Below are 22,550 nucleotides of genomic sequence, written 5' to 3'. Positions count from 1 at the left end.
TTTAGTTTAATTGAAATCATATCAACAGTGAACATATAAATATTTTAAATTAAATACTATTTGTATCTGATGCCTCAAAGGTGAAAACATGGGATTTTTGGATAAAATATTTAAGAAAAACAACACAAGTAATGAGACTTCTTACGATACCACAAATTATCAATATGCTTTAGATTTCAAAAAAGCATTTGAAAAACAGGACACTGGAGTAATGAATATTCTAAATCAATGGGTAAGCTATGATAATAGTGATGATGATGCTTATATGTTTTTAGCTTCTACAATCATCTATGCAGGAGCTAGAGTTCATGCAGGAGACACCTCCATGTCCGTGTCCAAATTAAAAACTCTATATCAAAAAGGATTAACTTCAAAATATCATGATGAAGCATTATATAAATGGTATGTGGACACTGCCAAAATGTTTGTATCCCAACTTTAATACTTAATCCTATTTTATTGAAGTGCATTGCACTTCATTAACTTATTTTTATATATTAATTTCCTGAAAGCCCAGTGAAAAAATTCTTCTCAAAAAACATTAAATCCTAACTTTTAAATACTCGCTTTAATAAAAACATTTAAAAATTTAAGATTAAATAATTAATATTAATTAGATTAAAAGGTGAAAATTATGCCAGAAACAGATTATTTAAAAATACCTCAAAACAGAGTAGGGGCATTAATCGGAAGCAATGGAGGAGTAAAAAAATCCATTGAACAGGCAACTGGTACACATTTGGACATTGATAGTGATGATGGAACAGTTTATATAACACCTAGAGATGATATGGAAGATCCTTTAGGAGTTTGGAATGCAAATCATATCGTTAAAGCAGTTGCCCGTGGATTTAACCCGGAAGTTGCACTTAAATTAGTTAGCGATGACATTTATCTGGAAGTATTAAGCTTGCCATTATACATAGGAAAATCCAAAAAAGCACTTGCTAGATACAAAGGCAGAATAATTGGAAAAGACGGGAAAACACGGGAAATAATTATGGAAATGGCAGAAGTGGACATGGCAATTTATGGTAAAACAGTTTCCCTTATCGGAGAAATGGACAATATCATGATTGCAAAAGAAGCTATCGAAATGATATTGAACGGGTCCAGACACAAATCTGTTTACGGATTTCTAGAACATAAAAAAGAAACTTTAAAAATGAAAGAGTTTAAAGACCTGGTTGGAATTGAAGACGATAAAATCGAATTCAAGGATGGCATCGACTTTGATGAAAAAGATTATTAGGAGCACTGCCTCCTATAACTTATTTTTTAATACACCCATAAACCATGCCGAAAACAATATTTTATACACCTACCAATTTAATGAAAGCTTACTGTAAAAATTATGTAAATAATAGTAAAACCTTATATACTGTAACCAACATATATAGGTAGTGTAATGTAAATACTATATTTTTTACATGTTTTTAAATTATTATTTTACCATATATTTAATCGGACTAGCTAGGGCACCGCATACATATTACTTTTCAAATGCTCTCTGACTTGATTTAAATATAGTATCATATAATACATTTAAATATATAATTTTAAGGAGGAAAAATTTTGGCCCCAGAACAACAAATGGGACTTGATTGGGAAGAAGACTTTCAGAGATTAACCCCATCACAGTTCTTTAGAAAAAACAAGCAAATGCTTGGATTTACAGGTAAAATTCGTTCTTTAACTATTGTTTTCCACGAACTGATTACAAACAGTTTCGATGCAGCTGAAGAAGCTGGAATATTGCCTGACATTGATATTGAATTAAAACGTATTGATAAAGAACATTATATTTTAAGACATAAGGATAACGGACCTGGAATTCCTGAAGATTACGTGATGCAGGTATACTGTATGATGTTTGCAGGATCCAAATTCAGAAACATCCAATCCAGAGGACAGCAAGGTTTAGGTTGTAGTGGTTGTGTGCTTTTATCACAAATGACCACAGGTAAACCTGCCCGTGTAATTTCATGCTACAAAGAAGGAGATGAAATTAAAGGAGTGAAAATGAAGTTCCAGATGGATGTTGAAAACAACCGTGGAATCTTGATGGAAAGAGAAGATTATCCAGCAGAAAGTACCGGAGTATGTATTGAATTACAGTTTAAAGACGTATCATACTCACTTGCAGAACAGGGTGCTTTTGAATATATCAGAAGAACCATGATTGGAAATCCTCATGCAAAAATCACATTTAGAGACCCATCAGGACACAAATACATCTTCAAAAGAGCTGCAGATGTTGTTCCAGTACAGCCAAAAGAAGTCCTACCTCACCCAAAAGGTGTTAGCGCTGACGATTTAATGACAATGGCTAAAAATACTGACAAAAGAAGATATAAAAGTATGTTAACATCTTCAATGTCAAGAATGTCAAATAAAAGAGTTGACGAAATTGCGGAAGCAACCGGAATTGACATGAACAAACGTCCGAAAGCTATGACATTCCCTGAAGCTGAAGCTATTGTGCACTGCTTTAAGAAAATGAAATTCATGGCACCTCCAACCGACGGACTTATACCAATCGGATCTGAACAAATCGAAAAAGGTATGAAACAAATCCTTAAACCTGAATTTGTAGCTACAATTACAAGAAAACCGGTTACCTATGCGGGAGGAGTTTCATTCATTATTGAAGCAGGTCTTGCTTATGGTGGAGATGCAGGAAGAGTTGTTAATGAGAAAAGAAAATCTGAAATTATGAGATTTGCAAACAGAGTTCCATTAACATTCGATGCCGGAAGCTGTGCTATTACAGAAGCGCTTAAAAGTATTGATTGGAAACGTTACGGTCTTAAAGATTTAGACAACACCCCATTAACATTATTTGTCAATATCATTTCAACACAGGTACCTTACCTTTCAACAGGAAAACAAAGTGTATCACCAGAGCCTGAAATTGTCCACGAAATCAGACAGGCTACAATGAAATTAGCCCGTAAACTTCAAAAACATATAAGGGCTAAAAAAGCTGCTAAAGAAAAAGAAAAACGTTCTAAAGTATTCGAGGAATACGTTCCAGTAATTATCGAAGAAGCAGCAAAACTCGGTGAGACCGGAGTTCCTGAATATCAAGATATTTTAGTAAAAGTAACCAAAAGGGCTCTTGCAGAGCTGCTTGGTGAAAAAGTTGAAGAAGAGGAAGAAGAAGAACTTGATGCAATCATCATGGAAGAAGTTGATGAATTTGGACATACCGTCGAAGCAGGTAACTCCACATTAGATAATTTCACAGACGATGATGAAGAAGAGGAATTTGAGGAGTAGGTGGTTAAATGGATGAACTACAACAAAAAAATCAAGACCATAAAGAGAAAACTAAAGAAATAACCCTCAACCAATTAAAAGGATTAGGCCAAGAAATTATTGAAGACATTGAAAAAAATAAAGTTCCTAGTATTAAAATTCCATCCAGAGGTACCGGAAACATCGTTTATGATGAAGCTAAAAGATACTATGTATTGGGCGACAGATTCGGTAGAAGATCTTTAGGTAATGTGAAACAAATCAGAAAATTAGGCCAAATGGTTTATGTGGGAAATTTCTGTAAGGACCTTGTTGCAAGAGAAAAAACAGCTACAATCAGGGAAATGTATTATGTTTCTGAAGGTTGGGGAATCAGTTTTAAAACACAACAAGAATCCAACATTATCGGAGAAGACCTGGAAGTTAAACTCGGAGTTACACGTGAAGATTTAGGTTTAATGCCTGAAGAAGACGGAGCATCAGTTTATGGAGACCTTACTTTATTTGATGAAGTGGAAATTAATGCTTCAAAGGTTGGAAAATCAGGTTATACAATATCCCCTACAATTGATCAAGTTGTATTCGACAAGTGTAAGGTTGATAAAGTATTGGCTGTGGAAACTATGGGAATGTTTCACAGGTTAGTTCAGGAAAATGCTCACAAAAGATTCAATTGTTTGATTGTGGGACTCAAAGGACAAGCTGCTCGTGCTACAAGAAGATTCCTTAAAAGAGTCAACCAAGAACTTGATTTACCAGTCTACATTTGTAACGACGGAGACCCTTGGGGATTCCACATTGCACAGGTAATTATTTCCGGAAGTGCAAAATTAGCTCACGTTAATGAACAATTAGCAACTCCTGATGCTAAATTCATTGGAGTAACTGCATCTGATATCATCAACTATGACTTACCTACCGATAAGCTCAAAGACGTTGATGTAATGAGATTAAAAGAGCTTTCAAAAGACCCAAGGTATAAAACTGATTTCTGGCAAACTGAAATTAAAAAGATGCTTAAAATTGGTAAAAAAGCAGAACAGCAATCTTTCTCAAAATATGGGCTTGAATATGTAGTAGATACATATTTCCCAGCTAAATTTGAAGAAATGGAAAATCAAGCATAGACTTGATATTTTCCTCCTTTTTTTATTTTTTTAAATTTTTAACCAAAATATTTATATACTAAAAAATTCATATACCCTAGCACGTATAGGTTGTGTTAATTTGAAAGAATGTATGGATAGTGAAAATTTACACAGGAGACTCAAAAAAATCTCAGGTCAAGTCAATGCAATTGACCGTATGATTGATGAGGATATTCCCTGTGAACAGATATTGATGCAAATTAATGCCGTAAAATCAGCATTACACAAAGTTGGATACATTATTGTTGAAGGACATCTTGAACACTGTGTAAAACAAGCAATTGACGAAGGAGATTCAGATAATGCTTTAGGTGACATTACATCAATCATCGAATATTACTCCAGACTTTAATTTTTTTAAATTAACACTATACCCTATGGGGTATATCTATACTAATGGGGCTGTTTAATATGAAACTAAAATTAGACAAAAGTCAAAAAATTGACTTGCTACTAATAATAGTATCCGTAATAAGTATTATTGCAAGTTATACTCAATCACTCGATTATCTCTCTTGGATTGCAGTAATACTTTGCGGATTACCGATATTGAAAGAAAGTGCAGAAGGATTGATTAGAGAATTTGATATAAAAGCGGATTTGCTTGTGTCCATTGCAATAATCTCTTCAATAATAATTGGAGAAGTTTTTGCAGCAGGTGAAATTGCAACAATTATGGCAATCGGTGGATTTTTAGAAGAATATACTGTATCCAGAACTCAAGGAAGAATTGAAAAACTTGTTAAACTCACACCTCAAGTTGCAACAAGAATTAGAAACAAAATTGAAGAAAAAATTTCTGTCGAACAAGTACAAGTCGGAGATATCTTAAAAGTTCTTCCAGGCAAAAGCATTCCAACTGATGGAATAATCATTGAAGGAGAAACATCCATTGACCAATCAACATTAACCGGCGAATCAATGCCTGTTGATAAAGTTAAAAATGACAAAGTTTATAGCGGAACAATAAACCTTTACGGATCATTTACAATGAAAACAACAAAGGTCAGCCAGGACAGTTCCCTTCAAAAATTAATAAAATTGGTTGAATCATCAAACCCTGAAAATGCAGAAATCGTGAAAACCGCTGATAAATGGGCAGCAATGATTGTTGCAATAGCTTTTAGTGCTGCAGTACTGGTTTACTTATTCACATTTGAAATAACAAGATCAGTAACCGTTTTGGTAGTATTCTGCCCTTGTGCATTAGTCCTTGCCACACCTACCGCCATAATGGCCGGTATTGGAAATCTGACAAAATATGGAATTCTGGTAAAAGACGGAGCATCAATAGAAGAGCTAGCTCACATTTCTGAATTGATATTCGATAAAACCGGAACATTGACATATGGAACACCAAAAGTAACAAAAGTAATCTCAGATAATGAAAAAGAAATGATGTATCTGCTTGCATCTCTTGAGTCAAAATCAGAACATCCTTTAGCCAAATCAATTGTAAAATATTACAACAGTAATGATTTAGCTGAAGTGTCTGATTTTAAAATGACTATTGGAAAAGGAGTCAAAGGAAAAATAAACGGGAATTTGATAATAGCCGGAAATCAAAAATTCATTGAAAGTGAAAATATCCAATTAGCCGATGAAAACAATTTAAGAAATGGAGAGACATCAATTTATGTCTGTAAAAACCGTGAAATTTTAGGAAAAGTGATATTAGCAGACGTCTTAAGAGATAACTCAAAACAAACTATTGAAAAATTAAAACGTTTAGGAATTAAAACCACATTGCTTACCGGAGACAATGAAAAGACCGGTTCATTTATTGCAGGCGAAGTAAAAGTGACAGATGCAAAATTCAATTGCCTGCCTGAAGATAAATGCGAATACATCAAACTGCAACAGCTTAAAGGCAGAAAAGTTGCGATGATTGGAGATGGAATAAATGATGCACCGTCCCTAAGAAAAGCCAATGTTGGAATAGCTATGGGAAGCATAGGAAGTGACGTGTCAATTGATGCAGCCAATATTGCACTAATCAATGACGATATCGGAAATCTGCCTCACTTAATAGCACTTGCAAGAAAAACCATAAAAATAATTAATTTCAATATTGCATTTTCCCTCGGATTAAACTTTATAGCAATGGTGTTGGCTCTTTTAGGTCTTTTAGACCCAATTACAGGAGCATTAGTCCACAATATCGGATCAGTAATTGTTATCATTTATTCATCAACTCTGGTTAACTTCAAGATATCGAGAAAGGATTATAAAAAATATAAAAAGTTAGGTTTAACTAAAAGTTTAAATAAATCAATAACATTAACTATAATATAGGTGAAATTATGGCTGAAAAAGAAATTAAAGTAGTGGGCATGCACTGCCCATCATGCGTAAACGCTGTTGAACTATGCTTAAAAGACGTTGACGGAATTGACGATGCTAAAGCTGATTTAGACTCCGGAATTACAACAATCACAATGTCTGGCGATGTTAGTGATGCCGACATTAACGAAGCTGTCGAAGAAGCAGGCTTTAAAGTAGAATAATTCTACTTCTTTTTTCTTTTTTTCTATTTTTCTTATTTTCAAATATCAAATTATAAATAACTTAAACAATAAATTTTAATCCATATAATAATATTTTTAAAATTATTATAAATAAAAAAGGGATTAAAATGAAAACTGTTGCAATTAATGGTTATGGAACCATCGGTAAAAGAGTGGCTGATGCAGTAGCTGCTCAAGATGATATGAAAGTAATTGGTGTAAGTAAAACTAGACCAAACTACGAAGCAAGAACTGCAGTTGAAGAAAAGGGCTATCCTTTATACATTGGAATTCCAGAAAGAGAACAATTATTTAAAGACGCTGGAATTGAAATAGCCGGTACTGTTGAAGACATGATTCAGGAAGCAGATGTTGTTGTTGATTGTACTCCTGGAAGTATCGGACCACAAAACCTTGAAATGTATAAAAAAGCAGGTGTTAAAGCAATTTATCAGGGTGGAGAAGACCACGACCTAACAGGCCTTTCATTTAACGCTATTTCAAATTATGATGATTCATACGGTGCAGACTACACCAGAGTTGTTTCATGTAACACTACTGGGCTCACCCGTACATTATCCACTATTGATCCTATTGCAGATATCAAAAAAGTCAGAGCAGTGATGGTGAGAAGAGGTTCAGATCCTTCTGAAATTAAGAAAGGACCAATTAATGCAATTGTTCCAAACCCTCCAAAAGTACCATCCCACCACGGTCCTGACGTAAAAACTGTAATGAATGGTATTGATGTGACTACTATGGCATTACTCGTACCTACTACATTAATGCACCAACACAACATTATGGTTGAAATCAACAACGATGTTGAAACTGAAGAAATTATTGAAGCATTAGAAAAACGTTCAAGAGTAATCGTCGTATCAGCTGAAGAAGGTTTAGGCTCAACTGCCGAATTAATGGAATATGCTAAAGAGCTTGGAAGAAACAGAAACGATTTATATGAAATTCCAGTTTGGAAAGAATCCATTAATGTCGTGGGAAATGAATTGTTCTACATGCAAGCAGTTCACCAGGAATCTGACGTAATTCCGGAAAATATTGATGCAATTCGTGCACTCCTAGAAATGGAAAGTGACAACGAAAAATCAATTGCAAAAACCAACGAAGCTATGGGAATATTCTAAATTCCCTTTTTACTATTTTTTTAACTGATTTAAATGAAACATAATGTATTTTTTGGCCCTGCTGGAAGCCCCATTGATTATAAAGGAGCCGCTTATAAAGCTCCAAAATATATTTGCGAAGAAGGACTCGATTCCTACGAATATCAATCCCCATACGGAGTAAGAATTGGGGAATCCTCAGCAACTACATTAAAAAAAGAATCTGAAAAACATAATATCCTAATTTCCATGCATGGTCCATATTATATCAATTTATGTGCAAAAGAAGAAGATAAACTTGAAAAGAGCCTCAACCATTTAATTTCAATGGCCCGTGCCGGAGAATGGATGGGTGCTTACAGATTAGTTTTTCATCCTGGTGCTTATTTAAATAGAAAACCTGAAAAAGCAATGGAAATTTCAAAAAATACCGTCAACAGATTATTTGAAGAACTTGAAGCGAAAGGCATTGAAGATTTTACATTCGCTCCCGAAACTACTGGAAAAAGAACTCAACAGGGAAATATTGAAGAAATCGTTGAATTATGCGCTACTTTTGATCATTTTGAACCGACAATTGATTTTGCACACATTCATGCTCGTGGAAGAGGATTTCTAACAAAAAAAGACGATTATAATTGCATATTCTCAACAATTGAAAATCAGCTCGATATTGACCGCCTGCATTGTCACTTTACAACCATCGAATATGCCAGTCACGGCGAAGTAAAACATCATACATTAGATGAAAGTGATGAATATGGTCCGAATATCGAAGATTTACTTGCAAATCTTATTGACAATGGATGGAAAGCGAATATCATATGTGAAACACCTCTAAGAGATGTTGACGCATTAAAAATGAAAGAGATATATAAAAACATGATTTAATAATCTTTAACGGAATCTATTAAATCATCCATATCTTTAAATAAATTATTTATATCCTCATCATCTTTTTTATTTGAGCTTAAATGAATAATTAATTCATTAGTTAAATCATCCATTTTATCAATGAATGTTTGCAGAGTAACAAGTTTAGACTCAATCTCTTTTTCAATGAAAGGATTTTCATCAACATCCATCTCAGCCATCTTTCTTGCAATTCCCAATTGAATATCAAATAGATTATTTGATTTATTGATTGAAGAATCGAACCGTTCGTATGCCATATGGCTTGAATCAAAAAGTTTTTCAACTAATTCCTTAGCTCTGGCCTGTTTACTGTTATATTCTTGAGCCAATTCATTGATTTTTGCATCATACTTTGATGGGCTCTTTTGAATTACAGATTCATCCTTGTAAACAGGTTTTCCGCAATCCGCACAAAAGTTCTGGTTTGGATCGATTTTTGCTCCACAGTAAATACAAAAATGATTATGATTATCTTCAATTGCCATGATAAAAACCTAATTTAATATTTGATAATATTTATTAAAAAACTTATAGTTTATTGTTATCTTTTAATTTCAAAACAACAATTTCAGAATCAGTTCCCCACCTCATCGGAGTGTCCATTGACCCGACACCTGTTGTAACATGAATATATTTGCCCAAATCATTCTTAAAAAGACCCATATTATATTCAAACATCCTATTTGCAAAATTTATGGCAGGATAGAACTGTCCCCCATGAGTATGGCCGGATAATTGAATATCAAATCCGATTTTAGAGAACTCATCGAAGTAATATGGTACATGATAATTAATAATATTAACAAAACCTTCACGAATAAGACTATCATCTATTTTTGGAACATCCCTATCTTCAAAACTGAATGTCAAACCGAAAATATTCAAACATTCAAATTCAAAACTTTCATTATCCAAAACAATAATACCTGCTTTTTTACATGCTTTAAAGACATTCTCAATTCCAGGATAGAAATCATGGTTTCCAGGAGTAAATAGTATAGGCATGTTAACTTTTTTAAATTCAAGAAAATCATCCTCTTCAACTACTGATGAACCGTCTGCCAAATCCCCTGAAATGATAGCAATCTCACAGATGCCTTCAAGTTCTTTTAATTTGTCGACGACTTTACGGATAATCTCTTTGTGTCTTACAGAGCCAAAATGAACATCTGATAAATGAGCAATGCTGATTTCACAAGGCAAATTCTCGAGCAATATAGTTTTTTCATTGACAACCAATTTATGAGCTTTATAATAATTATAAATACCAAGGATTGGTACAATTGCAAGTAAAATAACTCTAATCCAAAAAGGAAGTTGTACAAAAGCACCAATGAGATAAATAATTAAAATATCTATTAAAAACATCACTGAAGCCCACATCCAGACTCCATCAACTGTCTGGCATAACCTTCCCAGTTTGGTTGATTTTTCTGCCTCCAGAAACATCGGCACAACATGCAATAAACCTATCACCACAGTCAATAAAATAATGTAAACATCATTTACATTGCCCAAAACGGCAAATGTATATTTAAGCAGGAAAAACTCAAATAACATGTAAAACGGCGTCATAAACATTACTCTTCTTGTTCTAAAACTCATAAACTCTACTCCCAATTAAACATATATTACTTTCAACAAGTATTTAAATAATTAAAACAAATAAGAAAAATGTTAAAAAATGAGGTTTAGGAGGTGATGATTTGAAAAACGATAGCAAAAAACAAGAACTAAAATCAGTTAACACAAAGCCAGTCATTAAAGAAAATGAAAATAAGGATTATGCAGAGCTTGTTGTACTTAAACCAGTCGGTTATCCATTTGAATTTAATTTGATGGATGAGGATATAGAAATTACCAACAAAGATTTATTTGAAGAATATGCACGTGAACAGTGGTTGGGACTGGTCGTATGTGAAAATTCACATTTGTTTGATCAAAAAATCATCCCAGATTATGGTTTTGAAATTGTAACTGCAAAACCAAATAATTCCATAATTTCTGAAAAAACAAGAATTAAAATAATTACCGATGAATTGAATAAACTAAAGGACAATACAAAAATCAAATCAAATTTACACCTTTCAGATATCATTGGCCAGGAAAATGCCAAAAATAAAGTTAAGGTCATTACAAAATATTTGGAAAGTCCAGAAACATTCGGACCATGGGCTCCAAAAAATATATTGTTTTACGGACTTCCAGGTACAGGTAAAACCATGCTTGTAAAGGCACTTGCCAATGAGCTTGAAGTCCCATTGTATTTAATTAAGGCAACATCATTAATAGGAGACCATGTCGGCGATGGTGCATCTAAAATTCATGATTTGTTTAAAAAAGCCAGTGAAAATTCACCATCCATAATATTTATTGATGAAATCGATGCAATTGCACTTCACAGATCTTTTCAATCATTGAGAGGAGACGTTTCAGAAATAGTAAATTCACTTTTAACCGAAATGGATGGAATAAGTGAAAATGAATCTGTAATAACAATTGGAGCAACCAACAATCCTACTTCATTGGATTATGCTGTAAGAAGCAGATTCGAAGAAGAAATTGAATTCAAATTGCCAAATGATGAGGAAAGATTAGCTATTATAGAAAATAATTTGAAAACCATGCCTTTAAAATATGAACTTGATTTAAACAAACTTATAAAAGTTACAAAAGGATTGTCCGGAAGAGACATAAAAGAAAAAGTTCTTAAAACTGCTCTTCACAATGCAATAGCTAATGACGACAGCATAATCAGAATGCAAAATATTGATTATGCCCTAGATTCAACAAAAATTAAAAACAGTGATGTTAAAGGAATGTTTGAATAGATATTCCTTTAATCTGAATTAAAAATATACTCTGCTGCTTCAATGATTTGTTTATTTTCATCTTTTGCAGCAACTTTAACTTTTTTTGAAATATCAAAAAATATCTTATTGACAATTGAGTTGGTTAAATTATTCAGAATTTTTGCGCTACCATCTACATCAGCCAGCTTAAGACTAGCTTTTTGAGTTTCACGTTGTCTTATCTCTTCCATAGATGCTCTTAAATTACCAAGAAGTTCATCAACTTCCATTATTTTAAAGGTTTCTTTAAGCAAAATGAACTCTTCATCGATGATATTTTCTGCTTCACCAAATTCCTTAATTCTAAGACTAGTATTCTCATCAGCGATTTCCCTTAAGTCATCAATATTAAATGATTTAACACCCAATTCACAAACATCTTCAGAAATATCACGAGGATTTGCAATATCAACCATCATTAAGTTATTATAATCTCTTTCAATACCTAAAAGACGTTCCTTGTCAATAATGGCATGAGGAGCGCTGGTTGCACTGATTACCAAATCGGCAGTAGCCAAATAATCTTCCAGTTCATTAAAAAGAATAGCTTCCCCACCCAAATCTTTTGCCAAATCAACAGCAACATAATAAGTCCTATTTGCAACAAAAATAGCATTCAAATCTTTTTCAGCAAGTGCCTTAGCAACTAACCTGCCCATCTTTCCAGCACCAATGACCAAAACAGACTTGTCATCCAAACTGCCCATGTGCTTTTCAGCAAGGTCAATTGCTGCAGAGCCAATGGAAACTGATCCCTTATTGATTTTAGTTTTGTTTCTTACAACCTGGCCAACATGAATTGCTTTTGTAAAAATAGTGTCAAGAGCCTTACCGCAGTGATGTTCTTTTGAAGCTTTATGCTTTGCATCCTTAACCTGACCCAAGATTTGATCTTCACCAACAATCATTGACTCTAAACCTGAAGTCATTCGCAACAGATGCATAACAGCTGAGGGACCATATTCAATTACAATACTCTGATTTTCATGAGACAATAATTCATCATCCTCTGAAATATAATCGTTACTGATATAATATTCTTTCCTATTGCATGTTGAAATTTCAACAAATTCATTTATGGAATATTTCTCCTGCAATTTCCAGAACAGTTCATCCATATCTTTGGAAATGCTTTCCATTGACTGAATATTTGCCATTTTATGGTCAACTCTTAAATTAAGTATCACTCTAATCCCCTTATTAAATTATCAATATAAATTTTAGCATCATCAATTTTTCCATCATCAATCAAATCGTTGATAGTTTCATCTTCAAAAATTTCATAAAGATATTTTCGCCTATCTTTCTGATTTTCAATATTTTCTTTTAAAATGGAACGTGCATAATCCTGAAGTTCGATTTTTAAGATATCTTCTTCAGTGATTATTGATTGAATTTTCTTTCTTAATTGACGAGCCATCAATGGGCTTTTGCCGTTTGTAAAAATAGATATTTCAATTTCTCCTATATTGAAACTTGTTGGAACAATTACATCCCCTTTATGCGGAAAATCTGCTCTATTAACCAATTTATTTTGAGCTATTCCGCAAACATATTCGGACAACTCTTCATCACCACTGGCAACAACTACCAAATCAGCCCACTTGACCAAATCATCAGCATCATCAGTTGAACATAAAACAGCCCCTTTATGTTCTAAATCTTCTGACAAGTGATTTCCAGCCAACCTGACATTAGCCCCATGGTCTAAAAATTTATTAGCGCGCCTGGTTGCAACCTCACCTGTACCTAAAATAAAAACATTTAAATTAGATGTTTTTAAATAAAGAGAAGTCCAATCCATTTTAATCAGAATTTTCAAGAGACCTTGCATGTAAAACTTTTACAGCTGCCCTCAAATCATTATTGCATTCAGTTAAAACATTCATAGCTTCCAATTTACTTACATGAAATGTTTCAGCCAATGCTTCTGCTTTTTCATCAGGATCCGGTTTTTTAACACCGACCAACCTTTCGGATAACTCTTTTTTTAAGTCCAAGTATTCATCATGACTCATTCCCATATTTCTTAAAGTCATATCCCTTAACGGACAAGGTTTTGATGGCTTACAGCACCAAATAAGAGAACCGAAACAGGTCCCTGCGCCTTCACCTAATCTAGTTTCTTTACCGAATTGAATCTTAATATCAATATACTCTTGAGGAGTTAAGTTTACTTCCTGTAATGCATTTAATACCGGACATGGTTTAACTGGAGGGCAGCAAAAAGCCAATCCTCTAACATCCCCACCCCTGCAAATATGAGATGGTGCATCTTCCCAAGTCATAATAAACCTCCAAAATAATTTAATATAATACGTAATATTTATAAAATAATAATATAATTTATTTTAACTAAGAATATATAATCTTTTTGTGAGGAAAATATATAACCTTCAAAATATTAACATATTTGTGCAAGAATTCACCGGCTTTTCCAAAGCAATGGTTCAAAAATAAAAAAATATTAAGATTAAACCAGATTAGGTTTTAAAATGTCAAAAGAAACAGTGCTAATTGAAGGTATAACCCTCACATTATACCGCAAGAATATTAAAAATATGTATCTGCGCATTTTACCGCCAGACGGCGAAGTTAAAATATCTGCCCCATTATATTTATCCGATGAGGAAATAACCAATTTTGTAAAGTCCAAAAAAGAATGGATTTTAAAAAAACAGGACCTGATTTTGAAAAATGGCATTAAAGCACCTTTGAAATATGTTAATAGCGAAAAACATTTTTTGTGGGGAAATGAATATACTTTGCAATTGATTTCAAATGAAAACATTAAACAGGTTTTAGTAGATAAAGAAAAATCAATATTATATTTGCCGGTCCCTAAAAGAAGCACCATTGAAAAGAGAAGAAAAATACTGGCTGAATTTTACAGATTAGAACTGAAAAAAGCAATCCCTCCGGTTTTAGAAAAATGCGTAAAAATCGTTGGAAAAAAACCTTCAGAAGTCAAAATAAGAAATATGAAAAATTGGGGAAACTGCAGATATCAGGATAAAAGAATTACACTTAATCTAAATCTAGCAAAAAAAGATCCAATATGTTTGGAGTATGTGATGATTCATGAACTGTGCCATCTGATAGAATTCAATCATGGCAAAAAATTTAAAGAATTAATGGACGATTTTTGTCCGAATTGGAAAAAAATAAAAAAAATATTAAATGAATAAGAAGAATTAATGTTCTTTAAGCATGTCTTCTTTTTCATCTACAGTTAATTTATCGACTATTTCTTCAGGAGTGCCTATATCCAGGAGTTTACCTCCCCTCATTAAAGCTGCCCTGTCACAAACATCTAACACGAAATCCATATCGTGAGAAATAATAATGAATGTTTGTTCTAATTCAGCACGAGCTTTAAGAATAGAATCAGTTACAACAACACGAGTAACAGGGTCCATTGTACCGGTTGGTTCATCCAACACGATTAAATTAGGTTCTTTAATTAAAACTTGAGCAAGTGCAACCCTGTGCTTTTCTCCTACACTTAACTGGTCAGGATATTTATCCAAAATAGATTGAGCATTAACATCAGTGAACCCCACGGTAGTTAATGCATGAACCGCTTTCATTTTACCGAACTCAGCAGGTAAGTTTAAACTAATAGCATCAGTCAAGTTACCTAAAATTGTTCTGTGAGGATATAATGAATATTCCTGATGCAATAAGCCTATATAAGGCATGATACGACCACGATTAAGTGGACCGACTTTAGTCATGTCAATCCATTCATCACCAAGTTTAATTTGAATATCACCACTACTTGGCTCAGTTAATCCCATTAACATACGGGTAGTAGTTGTTTTACCAGAACCACTTAATCCAACAATACCGAAGATTTCTTCTTTATTGATAGTTAGACTTATTCCGTCAACAGCTTTTACAACACCACGTTCGATAGAATAATAATGTTTTTTAACATCTTCAAGAACAACTTCCGGTTCACCAAATTCAGGGATTTCAGGTTTTTCAGGAATAGGAACTGTTTCCATGAAGCTGTCTACAACTTCTTGAGGATTGCCCTCTTGTTTAATTTGACCATCTTCCAACCAAATTACACTATCAGCAAGTTCAACCATTACTTCAGGCCAGTGAGATGTGATTAACATGGTAATTCCTTCATCTTTTACACCTTCTTTTAAAGTGTTGTGAAGTTTTACTGCAGTTTGTGGATCTAAAGTACCAGTTGGCTCGTCTGCTAAAAACATCATTGGATTTTTAGCTAATTGCCTTGCAAGTACAACTCTTTGTTTTTCTCCCCCACTCAAGTCACGTGCAATATGAGTAATCCTGTGGTTCATCTGAACCATTTCTAATAATTCCAAAGCAAAGTAAATTTTCTCTTCATATTCTTTGTCATCACCCATTGCTCTCATGACATTCTCAATAACAGTTTCCTCATCATATAACGCGAAGTTACGTTGTAACATAATGGAAATTCTTCTTTTAATACTTGCGAATAATTTTCGTTCACAATTGAAGAAATCTACTTCCTGAGTTTTAAATGTTGCTCCGCAACTGCATTTTTTACCGTCATGAGAAGGTGAATCAACAAGACCACATTCCGGACAGATTGCAACATTAATCAATATTTGACCTCCGTCAGGCATGTAATCCTTTGTACCTCTGAGCATGTTGATTAAAACAGATTTTCCACTTCCACTTCTCCCTAATATACCTAAAGTCTCTCCTTCATTGATCTTCAAATTAATATCTTTAAGAACATCGACACCATCAAAAGTTTTTGTAATATTCTTAAGAGTTATAAAATCCATGTAATCACCTATTGAAACTATTTTTATTTTAAACTATTAATAATGTTTTCTAATAACAATTGTTTTAAAAATATTAAAAATCAGAAATATTAAAATCTAAATTACCAGAAATAACTCCACGAGCTATTGAAAAACCGTTTACACCAGTTTCAATCATTTTTTTAACATTAACATCACTATTAACAGAATTATTTCCAATAACTTGAATGTGAACATTATTACATATATCTTTTAAAAGATTATAATCTGCATCGAAAACTCCTTTTTTCATAGCATCAATATGTAAATAATCAGCGCCAGCATCTTCAATTAAACAAGCAATGTCTAAAGTATTAACACCTTCAACATTAGCACGAATCTTAACTGAAACTTCACAGCTAACATTATCCACAACTTGAGAAACAAAATCTTGTAAGTCCTGCCTTTTTAGCATTTCCTGCCCACAACCAATACTTAAAATTTCATCTTGGCGGCAATGACAATTAATTTCAACAATATCCAAATCAGGAATATTGCCGACATCAATTATTGGTTGAGGAGTAGTTGATCTTACATTAGCAGACACTTTTACATCACTATGAACACTTTTTATTGAAGCAACCTCGTTTTCAATATGAGAATAAATTTCATCTAAAGGAAAATCAAATTCTTTTCTTCCCCTTTCAATGATTCTTTTACTTGCTTCAATAGTTGGAGCATCTAAACTATATCCACCCAAAGTAGCTACGTTAAAACCAAATGGAATAACTTTATTTAAAAAATTAGCATCAGTTATTCCGGCCATCGGTGCAACTACTTTAAGCATGAAAATCCTCAATATTCTTTTTCGATTACCCAAGTCCACATTTCATTATTGTGGGCACGAATTTCTTCAAGACCTATATCAGCCATATAAGCAGCATCTTCAGCGTTTTTGCCTCTTCCAATACCTGCTTTAAGTTTAATGCCAATTTCTTCATCAATTTCAACCATGATATCTTCGATTTCCTTTTCGGATAAACCATTACATGGGGACATGAAGTTGTCTCCACCGATGAAGAACAATAATGCTCCTTTTTTAATCAATTTTGTCATTAAATAATGCTGAGCCTTATTAACCATAAAACTTGTATCAAATGCTGATTCTATATCAGTCAAAGTTTCAGTGACACTGTTAATGTCTATATGTGCTGCTTGAACGAAACTATCTTCTTCACTTACTAAACTATCGATAGCTAAAATCTCCTTTCTTTCACCTGATTGAGCGCTTCCTGCTTTTTGAAGAGCAATAGTAGCTAATTTTTGAGCTTCATGTGGAGTTTCAGCAGCACCTACACCCATACTTATAGTGATAGGGTATCTGTTTCTAATAGATCTTTGAATTCTTAAATGATCTTCTTCATCAAGACCATTTGAAATTGCAAGTAAATTATCGAATCTTGTAAAGAAAACTAAACCTTTTTTATTCCCAAAATGATTATTTAAATCAGCAAATAAATTTGCCTGAAGCATTTGTAAATCAGATTCAGTTCTCGGCCTTGGAGTAACAGTCCAAGGACCATAATTGTCAATTTGTATTAAAGTCATTTGTATCATTGAATAACCGCCTATTAAATATTAAGGAATATTTTCAATAATAATTTTAGCCAAATTTTTTTTAGCATCTAAATTATTCATTATAGTATTTGTAACTATTACCTTATTAATTATTTGATTTACCTCAACTTTCTTATCGTCATCTTTTGTATCAATTACAAGAGCATCTAAAAAATCCTGATATAGTGATGCAACACCTATTGCAGAAACATCTACATTAAGTGCTTCCATAAATTTGCTTGCAGGACCCGAAACTGCACCCGAACCAATAATTGGAGAAACAGCAACTACATAAGCATTTTTTAAAGCTTCCCTTACTCCTTCAAGAGACAAAATCGGTGAAATTGAAGTAATTGGATTTGATGGACCTATTATAACCGCATCAGAATTATTTATCGCATCAATTATTCCTGAAGCTGGAGCCACACTGGAAAACTTAACATCCAACACTTTAGGTTCGGAGCGATGTTTAATTAAAAAATCATGAAATTCCAATTCACCAATGTCAGTGACTATTTTAATGTCAGAGTGTTCATTACTCATGGGAATAATTTTTGATGTCAAACCCATATTTTTCGCTTGAATCTCACAGGCTTTCGCCAAATCATATTTTTCCATCAATAATGTTTTTTGTATTTTGGTTGCTCTGTCCTTATCACCTATTCTCAACAGTTCAGAACATCCTATCTCTTCAAGCCTTTCATGAGTGATAAAAGTATCATCTTTAATACCATACCACAATTCCTCATTGATTAAATCAGCCATCGTATATAAAACAGTGTCAATATCTGCAGAAACATAAACTCCTGCAAAATAATCATTTTCCAATGTATTAACAATAATAGTTAATTCAGCAGGATCAATTATTTCTTTTAAACCCTGCAATAATTTTGGGGTTCCTGTGCCCCCCGATAAAACTGTAATCATAAAACCACTTATTTTCTAAATACATCAAATTCCTTTGGCATGATTAACGGAGAAATATCTGAATCAACATTTCTCAAATCATCAAAATTACTGAATCCCCTTACAATTACAACAGGCAGCCCCTCATCTGCTTGTCCCATAATAAGAGATGCTGCAGCAGCCAATTCATCGGCAGTTGCAATTTCAGTAGTTTCAAGTTCACGACCGTATAAATCTTTTTCACCGACTCTTTTCCAGAGAGGAGAAATTCCAGAACATCCAATAGCAGTCCCAATAGCTCCAAATCTAAATGCCCTTCCTTGAGTATCAGTTATAATTACAGCAATTTCTTCGCCAAACTCATTTTCCAAATATTCTCGAATTTCAAAAGCAGATTTGTCTGCATTAACAGGCATAGGAGTAGCTAAACCTTCACCGACATTTGATTCGTCAATTCCAGCATTTGCACAAACAAATCCCTGTTTTGTTTCAGTAATAATAAAACTGGGACCAACTTCAACAATCTCATTTGATTGTTGGATAATAGCTTCAACGAGTTTTGGATCTTTATTAGCTTTTTCAGCCAACTCAAAAGCTTCATCGGATGGGGTCAAACCATCTAATTCAATAAAATTACCTTCAGCTTTTGAAATTAAAGTTTCTGCGATTAAAATAATATCCCCGTGATTAATTAAACAACCCTGCTTATCTATTGCCTCTTTAACAATTTTTGAAATATCATCATTGTCATCAACAATAGGAATATTCTCTAAGCCAATTAATTCAATAGTCATAATATCCTCTAAAAAATTTTAAAAAAAAATAAAAAATTATGGATTATAGACATCAATAGTCCATTCTCCATCAAAAACAGCCGCACATGAAGTTACTGGCTTTTTATAATTTGCAAAAGTACCTTCATCAAAAATAAATTTAGCAGATTCAGTAGCTGTTTTTGCTTCAAACTCAACTAAATCATGCACCTGACTTCCATAAGTTGAAATAAATACCGCATCCCCATAAGGAATTTGCTCCACTAACAATTTTTTATCATTAGCAATTCCAACATAACAGCCATATTCATCTTTTTTATTGGTTGATGTGACAACAGCAGCAATTCTTGGAGTATGATAATCATCTTTTTCATAATCCATAGTAAGCAATGAATATGCAATAGCATCCTTGATATTCATTCCTAAAGCAATTTTATCTGCTATAACATCAGTATGAGAACCATTAGACACAATTGCCATATCCCTTACAATACGAATACAATTGTATGTGATATATGTGTTCTCATAAATATCCTTTTCAAAACCTTCTTTCGGAACAATCGCTGCACGATTTTCAAATTTCAAACATTGTCTGTTTGGAAATGATCTGCTTGAAACACGATATGCCACAAAAGGTTTTCCGTCATTATTCATTCCTGTTGATAAAATTCTACCTGTATACAATTTTGTTCCCCCAATTATACTTCAGGACGTTGAACAGCTTCATCTGGAGAGACTCCCGCAGGAGTTTTAATATCTATTTCACCAGGTTTAATAGAAATCTGTCCTTGGTCGATTACTTTTCCTAGAACACCAACTGAACTGCCCGATATCGTGTCTGACTTATCAACACCATTAACTGTAACTTTATGTAAATTAGCTACAGGCATAACATAGTATTGTGCATCACCAGAAACATCAGTAACATTTGGTTTTCCAGTTGCACCATCTGCAACACTAGAATCATCAGTTTGAACATCAGTAGCTGAAAAATTACTTGTAACCACTAGAAAAATCATGATTGTAAATAGAATATCAATGAAAGGAACCAGATTAATACTTGGTTTTTGGTCTAAAACTTTCTTTTTATAGCCTCTAACATCAATAGCCATCAAATCACCTATTGTTTAAGTTTACTTTCAGTAATTTCAGCATTAACATTACATTTTTCTAAAATAATATTTGAAATACTTTTATCTAACATACTAGGTTTAAATGAAACCTTAATATTAGCATAAGGATCTGAAATTAATCTTGTATTTACAACACCTTCAGCTTCCTGAAGGGCTTCAAGTGCACATTCGACATTGGAATCCACCCTAACTTTAACAACTGCAAATCCCCAATTAGTCATTTTTGTAGCAAGCTCAATTTTATCCATTTCAGATTCAATAAGCCCCTGGATATAAGTATAAATAGGCAACAATATAATAGCCACTAAAAGTCCCATAATTGTTGTTGTTAAAGCAACGTAAATACCTTCAGCCATGGCTGCGGAGTCCGGATGAACCCCCAATGATTTAAATGTCATCCAAATACCTATAACAGTACCAATCAAACCTAAAAAAGGAGCAAGCTCCGTAATGGTTTTAATAGTACTCAATCCTTTAGTCATTTTTGCCACTTCAACAATGAAAATTTGCTCCATACTTTCTTCAACTTCTGTTTTATTTTTATATCCAATCTTTAAAGTTTCAGAAATAATTTTAGAAATAGGGTTTTTAAAACCGTTAATTTGTTTAAGAGCTTCAACTGCACCACCTCTTTCCATGGATGCAGTAACAACGCCAAATATCTCAGTTGTATCAACTTTGCTGATTCTTCTAAGATAAGCAATTTTTCTTATTGAAATAACAATACCATAAATTCCAACAAAAAGAATTATGTAAGTAATAATTCCACCTTGAGTGAAGATATCCACAATCCCATCAAGAAGTGGAGCAATATATTCAATAATCATTTTCATCCTCTATATACTATTATTATCGAAAAGTTTATAAAAATAAATTTATTAATTCATATACTTAAATATTATTTAAAAAAAAGATGAATTATCTCAATTTAGCTACAGTCGCCCATGACCTTCTTACAAAATCAGGCATTTCATCATACGAATAATGAGTTAAGAATTCCTTTGTTTTTGGGTCAGAAGGATAACCCGAACCAATTCCTCCGGATTTAATGAATTCCTTGTTGATTTGCGAAATTTGATTATCCCTTTCAGCTTTAGCAATGATTGAAGCCGCACTCACTTCAATATATTTATCATCAGCCTTATGTTCAGCTATAACATTAACACCAGTGTCTTTGCAAAGATTTTCCTGAAAACGTTCTGCTTTAACATCAACAGCATCGACTATTGCTTTTTCAGGTTTCATTTTTAATAAAATAGATTCCATTGCATTTTTTTCTATTTCATTAAGATTGATTCCTTCAGCCCGCATCTCATCAATTTCACGGGCAGTAATAACAACAATCTCATAATCAAACATCTTTTTAAGTTTGCGAGATAAAATAGTTCGCCTATGAGGAGCCAATCTTTTAGAATCCTTTACTCCCATACGCTCTAAAACTTTTTCCATTTTTTCAGGTACAACAACGCCCGCAATAACCAAAGGTCCCAAAACAGAACCTCTGCCTGCTTCATCAATACCTAAAATATCCATAAAAATCAATAAAAAAAAGAGAAATAAATA

The 22,550-nt window shown here is 33.2% G+C and carries 25 protein-coding genes; 11 read left to right on the top strand and 14 right to left on the bottom strand.

The annotated features are described in order from the left end of the window. Positions 1–88: 88 nt before the first annotated feature. The 9 genes from IJL02_RS06250 to IJL02_RS06210 all read left to right on the top strand — a co-directional run bounded on the left by IJL02_RS06250 (position 89) and on the right by IJL02_RS06210 (position 8,931). Complete coding sequence (locus IJL02_RS06250) at positions 89–442, top strand: hypothetical protein (RefSeq protein ID WP_292813222.1); 354 nt, start codon at positions 89–91, stop codon at positions 440–442. A gap of 192 nt (positions 443–634) precedes the next feature. After that, positions 635–1,252, top strand: a complete 618-nt coding sequence (locus tag IJL02_RS06245) for a KH domain-containing protein (RefSeq protein ID WP_292813219.1) — start codon at positions 635–637, stop codon at positions 1,250–1,252. Between the two features lie 341 nt (positions 1,253–1,593). Beyond that, positions 1,594–3,282, top strand: a complete 1,689-nt coding sequence (gene top6B / locus IJL02_RS06240) for a DNA topoisomerase VI subunit B (RefSeq protein ID WP_292813505.1) — start codon at positions 1,594–1,596, stop codon at positions 3,280–3,282. 8 nt (positions 3,283–3,290) lie between these two features. Continuing rightward, positions 3,291–4,388: a DNA topoisomerase IV subunit A gene (locus tag IJL02_RS06235; protein WP_292813214.1), complete on the top strand. Its 1,098-nt coding sequence runs from the start codon at positions 3,291–3,293 to the stop codon at positions 4,386–4,388. A gap of 100 nt (positions 4,389–4,488) precedes the next feature. Then, positions 4,489–4,761, top strand: a complete 273-nt coding sequence (locus IJL02_RS06230) for a metal-sensing transcriptional repressor (RefSeq protein ID WP_292813211.1) — start codon at positions 4,489–4,491, stop codon at positions 4,759–4,761. Positions 4,762–4,820: 59 nt separating this feature from the next. Further along, the gene (locus IJL02_RS06225) at positions 4,821–6,704 is read left to right on the top strand and encodes a cation-translocating P-type ATPase (protein ID WP_292813202.1); all 1,884 of its coding nucleotides are present in this window, start codon (positions 4,821–4,823) and stop codon (positions 6,702–6,704) included. An 8-nt stretch (positions 6,705–6,712) separates the two neighbouring features. Next, positions 6,713–6,916, top strand: a complete 204-nt coding sequence (locus tag IJL02_RS06220; protein ID WP_292813199.1) for a heavy-metal-associated domain-containing protein — start codon at positions 6,713–6,715, stop codon at positions 6,914–6,916. A 128-nt stretch (positions 6,917–7,044) separates the two neighbouring features. Then, positions 7,045–8,061: a phosphorylating glyceraldehyde-3-phosphate dehydrogenase gene (locus IJL02_RS06215; RefSeq protein WP_292813194.1), complete on the top strand. Its 1,017-nt coding sequence runs from the start codon at positions 7,045–7,047 to the stop codon at positions 8,059–8,061. Positions 8,062–8,094: 33 nt separating this feature from the next. Beyond that, entirely contained in the window at positions 8,095–8,931 is an 837-nt protein-coding gene (locus tag IJL02_RS06210; RefSeq protein ID WP_292813191.1) for a TIM barrel protein, read from the top strand. On the opposite strand, the gene IJL02_RS06205 is transcribed toward IJL02_RS06210, so the two are convergent. Then, positions 8,928–9,440, bottom strand: coding sequence for a zinc ribbon domain-containing protein (locus IJL02_RS06205; protein ID WP_292813188.1), 513 nt, complete (start codon positions 9,438–9,440; stop codon positions 8,928–8,930). The genes IJL02_RS06210 and IJL02_RS06205 overlap by 4 nt on opposite strands. Before the next feature lie 43 nt (positions 9,441–9,483). Next, complete coding sequence (locus IJL02_RS06200) at positions 9,484–10,560, bottom strand: metallophosphoesterase (RefSeq protein WP_292813185.1); 1,077 nt, start codon at positions 10,558–10,560, stop codon at positions 9,484–9,486. A 101-nt stretch (positions 10,561–10,661) separates the two neighbouring features. Between IJL02_RS06200 and IJL02_RS06195 the strand changes: the two genes are divergently transcribed. Continuing rightward, complete coding sequence (locus IJL02_RS06195) at positions 10,662–11,786, top strand: AAA family ATPase (RefSeq protein WP_292813179.1); 1,125 nt, start codon at positions 10,662–10,664, stop codon at positions 11,784–11,786. Between the two features lie 8 nt (positions 11,787–11,794). Here IJL02_RS06195 and hemA read toward each other — a convergent pair whose 3' ends face one another. Genes hemA through IJL02_RS06180 form a run of 3 tightly spaced genes read right to left on the bottom strand, consistent with a single transcriptional unit; the run spans position 11,795 to position 14,095 of the window. Next, a complete protein-coding gene (gene hemA, locus IJL02_RS06190) occupies positions 11,795–12,994 on the bottom strand; it encodes a glutamyl-tRNA reductase (protein WP_292813176.1) in 1,200 nt (399 codons plus the stop codon). After that, a complete protein-coding gene (locus IJL02_RS06185; RefSeq protein ID WP_292813173.1) occupies positions 12,991–13,611 on the bottom strand; it encodes a bifunctional precorrin-2 dehydrogenase/sirohydrochlorin ferrochelatase in 621 nt (206 codons plus the stop codon). The genes hemA and IJL02_RS06185 overlap by 4 nt, the downstream gene beginning before the upstream one ends. Before the next feature lies 1 nt (position 13,612). Next, positions 13,613–14,095 (bottom strand): methanogenesis marker 9 domain-containing protein, encoded by a 483-nt coding sequence (locus IJL02_RS06180; protein WP_292813171.1) that lies wholly within the window; start codon positions 14,093–14,095, stop codon positions 13,613–13,615. A gap of 207 nt (positions 14,096–14,302) precedes the next feature. Here IJL02_RS06180 and IJL02_RS06175 point away from each other — a divergent pair, with 207 nt between their 5' ends. Next, positions 14,303–14,995 (top strand): M48 family metallopeptidase, encoded by a 693-nt coding sequence (locus IJL02_RS06175; protein WP_292813168.1) that lies wholly within the window; start codon positions 14,303–14,305, stop codon positions 14,993–14,995. 6 nt (positions 14,996–15,001) lie between these two features. Here IJL02_RS06175 and atwA read toward each other — a convergent pair whose 3' ends face one another. From atwA to rnhB, 9 genes are all read right to left on the bottom strand, one after another. Continuing rightward, positions 15,002–16,600 (bottom strand): methyl coenzyme M reductase system, component A2, encoded by a 1,599-nt coding sequence (atwA, locus tag IJL02_RS06170; RefSeq protein ID WP_292813163.1) that lies wholly within the window; start codon positions 16,598–16,600, stop codon positions 15,002–15,004. A gap of 73 nt (positions 16,601–16,673) precedes the next feature. Further along, a complete protein-coding gene (locus IJL02_RS06165; RefSeq protein WP_342765175.1) occupies positions 16,674–17,384 on the bottom strand; it encodes a tRNA-dihydrouridine synthase in 711 nt (236 codons plus the stop codon). 29 nt (positions 17,385–17,413) lie between these two features. Beyond that, entirely contained in the window at positions 17,414–18,175 is a 762-nt protein-coding gene (locus tag IJL02_RS06160) for a GTP cyclohydrolase III (protein ID WP_292813152.1), read from the bottom strand. A 21-nt stretch (positions 18,176–18,196) separates the two neighbouring features. Then, positions 18,197–19,102 carry a 2-phospho-L-lactate transferase gene (gene cofD / locus IJL02_RS06155; protein WP_292813148.1) on the bottom strand — a complete coding sequence of 302 codons (906 nt, stop codon included), beginning with the start codon at positions 19,100–19,102 and terminating at the stop codon, positions 18,197–18,199. A gap of 8 nt (positions 19,103–19,110) precedes the next feature. Then, complete coding sequence (locus tag IJL02_RS06150; RefSeq protein ID WP_292813144.1) at positions 19,111–19,875, bottom strand: coenzyme F420-0:L-glutamate ligase; 765 nt, start codon at positions 19,873–19,875, stop codon at positions 19,111–19,113. 36 nt (positions 19,876–19,911) lie between these two features. After that, positions 19,912–20,538 carry an IMP cyclohydrolase gene (locus tag IJL02_RS06145; RefSeq protein ID WP_292813140.1) on the bottom strand — a complete coding sequence of 209 codons (627 nt, stop codon included), beginning with the start codon at positions 20,536–20,538 and terminating at the stop codon, positions 19,912–19,914. A 14-nt stretch (positions 20,539–20,552) separates the two neighbouring features. Next, positions 20,553–20,966: a biopolymer transporter ExbD gene (locus IJL02_RS06140; protein ID WP_292813135.1), complete on the bottom strand. Its 414-nt coding sequence runs from the start codon at positions 20,964–20,966 to the stop codon at positions 20,553–20,555. Positions 20,967–20,974: 8 nt separating this feature from the next. After that, the gene (locus IJL02_RS06135; protein ID WP_292813131.1) at positions 20,975–21,814 is read right to left on the bottom strand and encodes a MotA/TolQ/ExbB proton channel family protein; all 840 of its coding nucleotides are present in this window, start codon (positions 21,812–21,814) and stop codon (positions 20,975–20,977) included. 91 nt (positions 21,815–21,905) lie between these two features. Then, a complete protein-coding gene (gene rnhB / locus IJL02_RS06130; RefSeq protein WP_292813127.1) occupies positions 21,906–22,520 on the bottom strand; it encodes a ribonuclease HII in 615 nt (204 codons plus the stop codon). Positions 22,521–22,550 lie beyond the last annotated feature (30 nt).

The sequence above is a fragment of the Methanobrevibacter sp. genome, from assembly GCF_017427765.1.
Classification (GTDB): Archaea; Methanobacteriota; Methanobacteria; order Methanobacteriales; family Methanobacteriaceae; genus Methanocatella.
The sequence above is the reverse complement of the archived record's forward strand: the minus strand, read 5'-3'. Positions and strand labels throughout refer to the sequence as shown.

Bases quoted from the DNA above. Each gene is read 5' to 3' on its own strand.
- IJL02_RS06160 (WP_292813152.1), bottom strand. From the start codon at position 18,175: ATGATACAAATGACTTTAATACAAATTGACAATTATGGTCCTTGGACT.
- IJL02_RS06215 (WP_292813194.1), top strand. From the start codon at position 7,045: ATGAAAACTGTTGCAATTAATGGTTATGGAACCATCGGTAAAAGAGTG.
- IJL02_RS06250 (WP_292813222.1), top strand. From the start codon at position 89: ATGGGATTTTTGGATAAAATATTTAAGAAAAACAACACAAGTAATGAG.
- IJL02_RS06225 (WP_292813202.1), top strand. From the start codon at position 4,821: ATGAAACTAAAATTAGACAAAAGTCAAAAAATTGACTTGCTACTAATA.
- cofD (WP_292813148.1), bottom strand. From the start codon at position 19,102: ATGATTACAGTTTTATCGGGGGGCACAGGAACCCCAAAATTATTGCAG.
- IJL02_RS06150 (WP_292813144.1), bottom strand. From the start codon at position 19,875: ATGACTATTGAATTAATTGGCTTAGAGAATATTCCTATTGTTGATGAC.
- IJL02_RS06180 (WP_292813171.1), bottom strand. From the start codon at position 14,095: ATGACTTGGGAAGATGCACCATCTCATATTTGCAGGGGTGGGGATGTT.
- rnhB (WP_292813127.1), bottom strand. From the start codon at position 22,520: ATGGATATTTTAGGTATTGATGAAGCAGGCAGAGGTTCTGTTTTGGGA.
- IJL02_RS06210 (WP_292813191.1), top strand. From the start codon at position 8,095: ATGAAACATAATGTATTTTTTGGCCCTGCTGGAAGCCCCATTGATTAT.
- IJL02_RS06165 (WP_342765175.1), bottom strand. From the start codon at position 17,384: ATGGCCGGAATAACTGATGCTAATTTTTTAAATAAAGTTATTCCATTT.
- IJL02_RS06200 (WP_292813185.1), bottom strand. From the start codon at position 10,560: ATGAGTTTTAGAACAAGAAGAGTAATGTTTATGACGCCGTTTTACATG.
- IJL02_RS06175 (WP_292813168.1), top strand. From the start codon at position 14,303: ATGTCAAAAGAAACAGTGCTAATTGAAGGTATAACCCTCACATTATAC.
- IJL02_RS06245 (WP_292813219.1), top strand. From the start codon at position 635: ATGCCAGAAACAGATTATTTAAAAATACCTCAAAACAGAGTAGGGGCA.
- IJL02_RS06205 (WP_292813188.1), bottom strand. From the start codon at position 9,440: ATGGCAATTGAAGATAATCATAATCATTTTTGTATTTACTGTGGAGCA.
- atwA (WP_292813163.1), bottom strand. From the start codon at position 16,600: ATGGATTTTATAACTCTTAAGAATATTACAAAAACTTTTGATGGTGTC.
- top6B (WP_292813505.1), top strand. From the start codon at position 1,594: ATGGGACTTGATTGGGAAGAAGACTTTCAGAGATTAACCCCATCACAG.
- IJL02_RS06185 (WP_292813173.1), bottom strand. From the start codon at position 13,611: ATGGATTGGACTTCTCTTTATTTAAAAACATCTAATTTAAATGTTTTT.
- IJL02_RS06135 (WP_292813131.1), bottom strand. From the start codon at position 21,814: ATGATTATTGAATATATTGCTCCACTTCTTGATGGGATTGTGGATATC.
- IJL02_RS06235 (WP_292813214.1), top strand. From the start codon at position 3,291: ATGGATGAACTACAACAAAAAAATCAAGACCATAAAGAGAAAACTAAA.
- IJL02_RS06140 (WP_292813135.1), bottom strand. From the start codon at position 20,966: ATGGCTATTGATGTTAGAGGCTATAAAAAGAAAGTTTTAGACCAAAAA.
- IJL02_RS06220 (WP_292813199.1), top strand. From the start codon at position 6,713: ATGGCTGAAAAAGAAATTAAAGTAGTGGGCATGCACTGCCCATCATGC.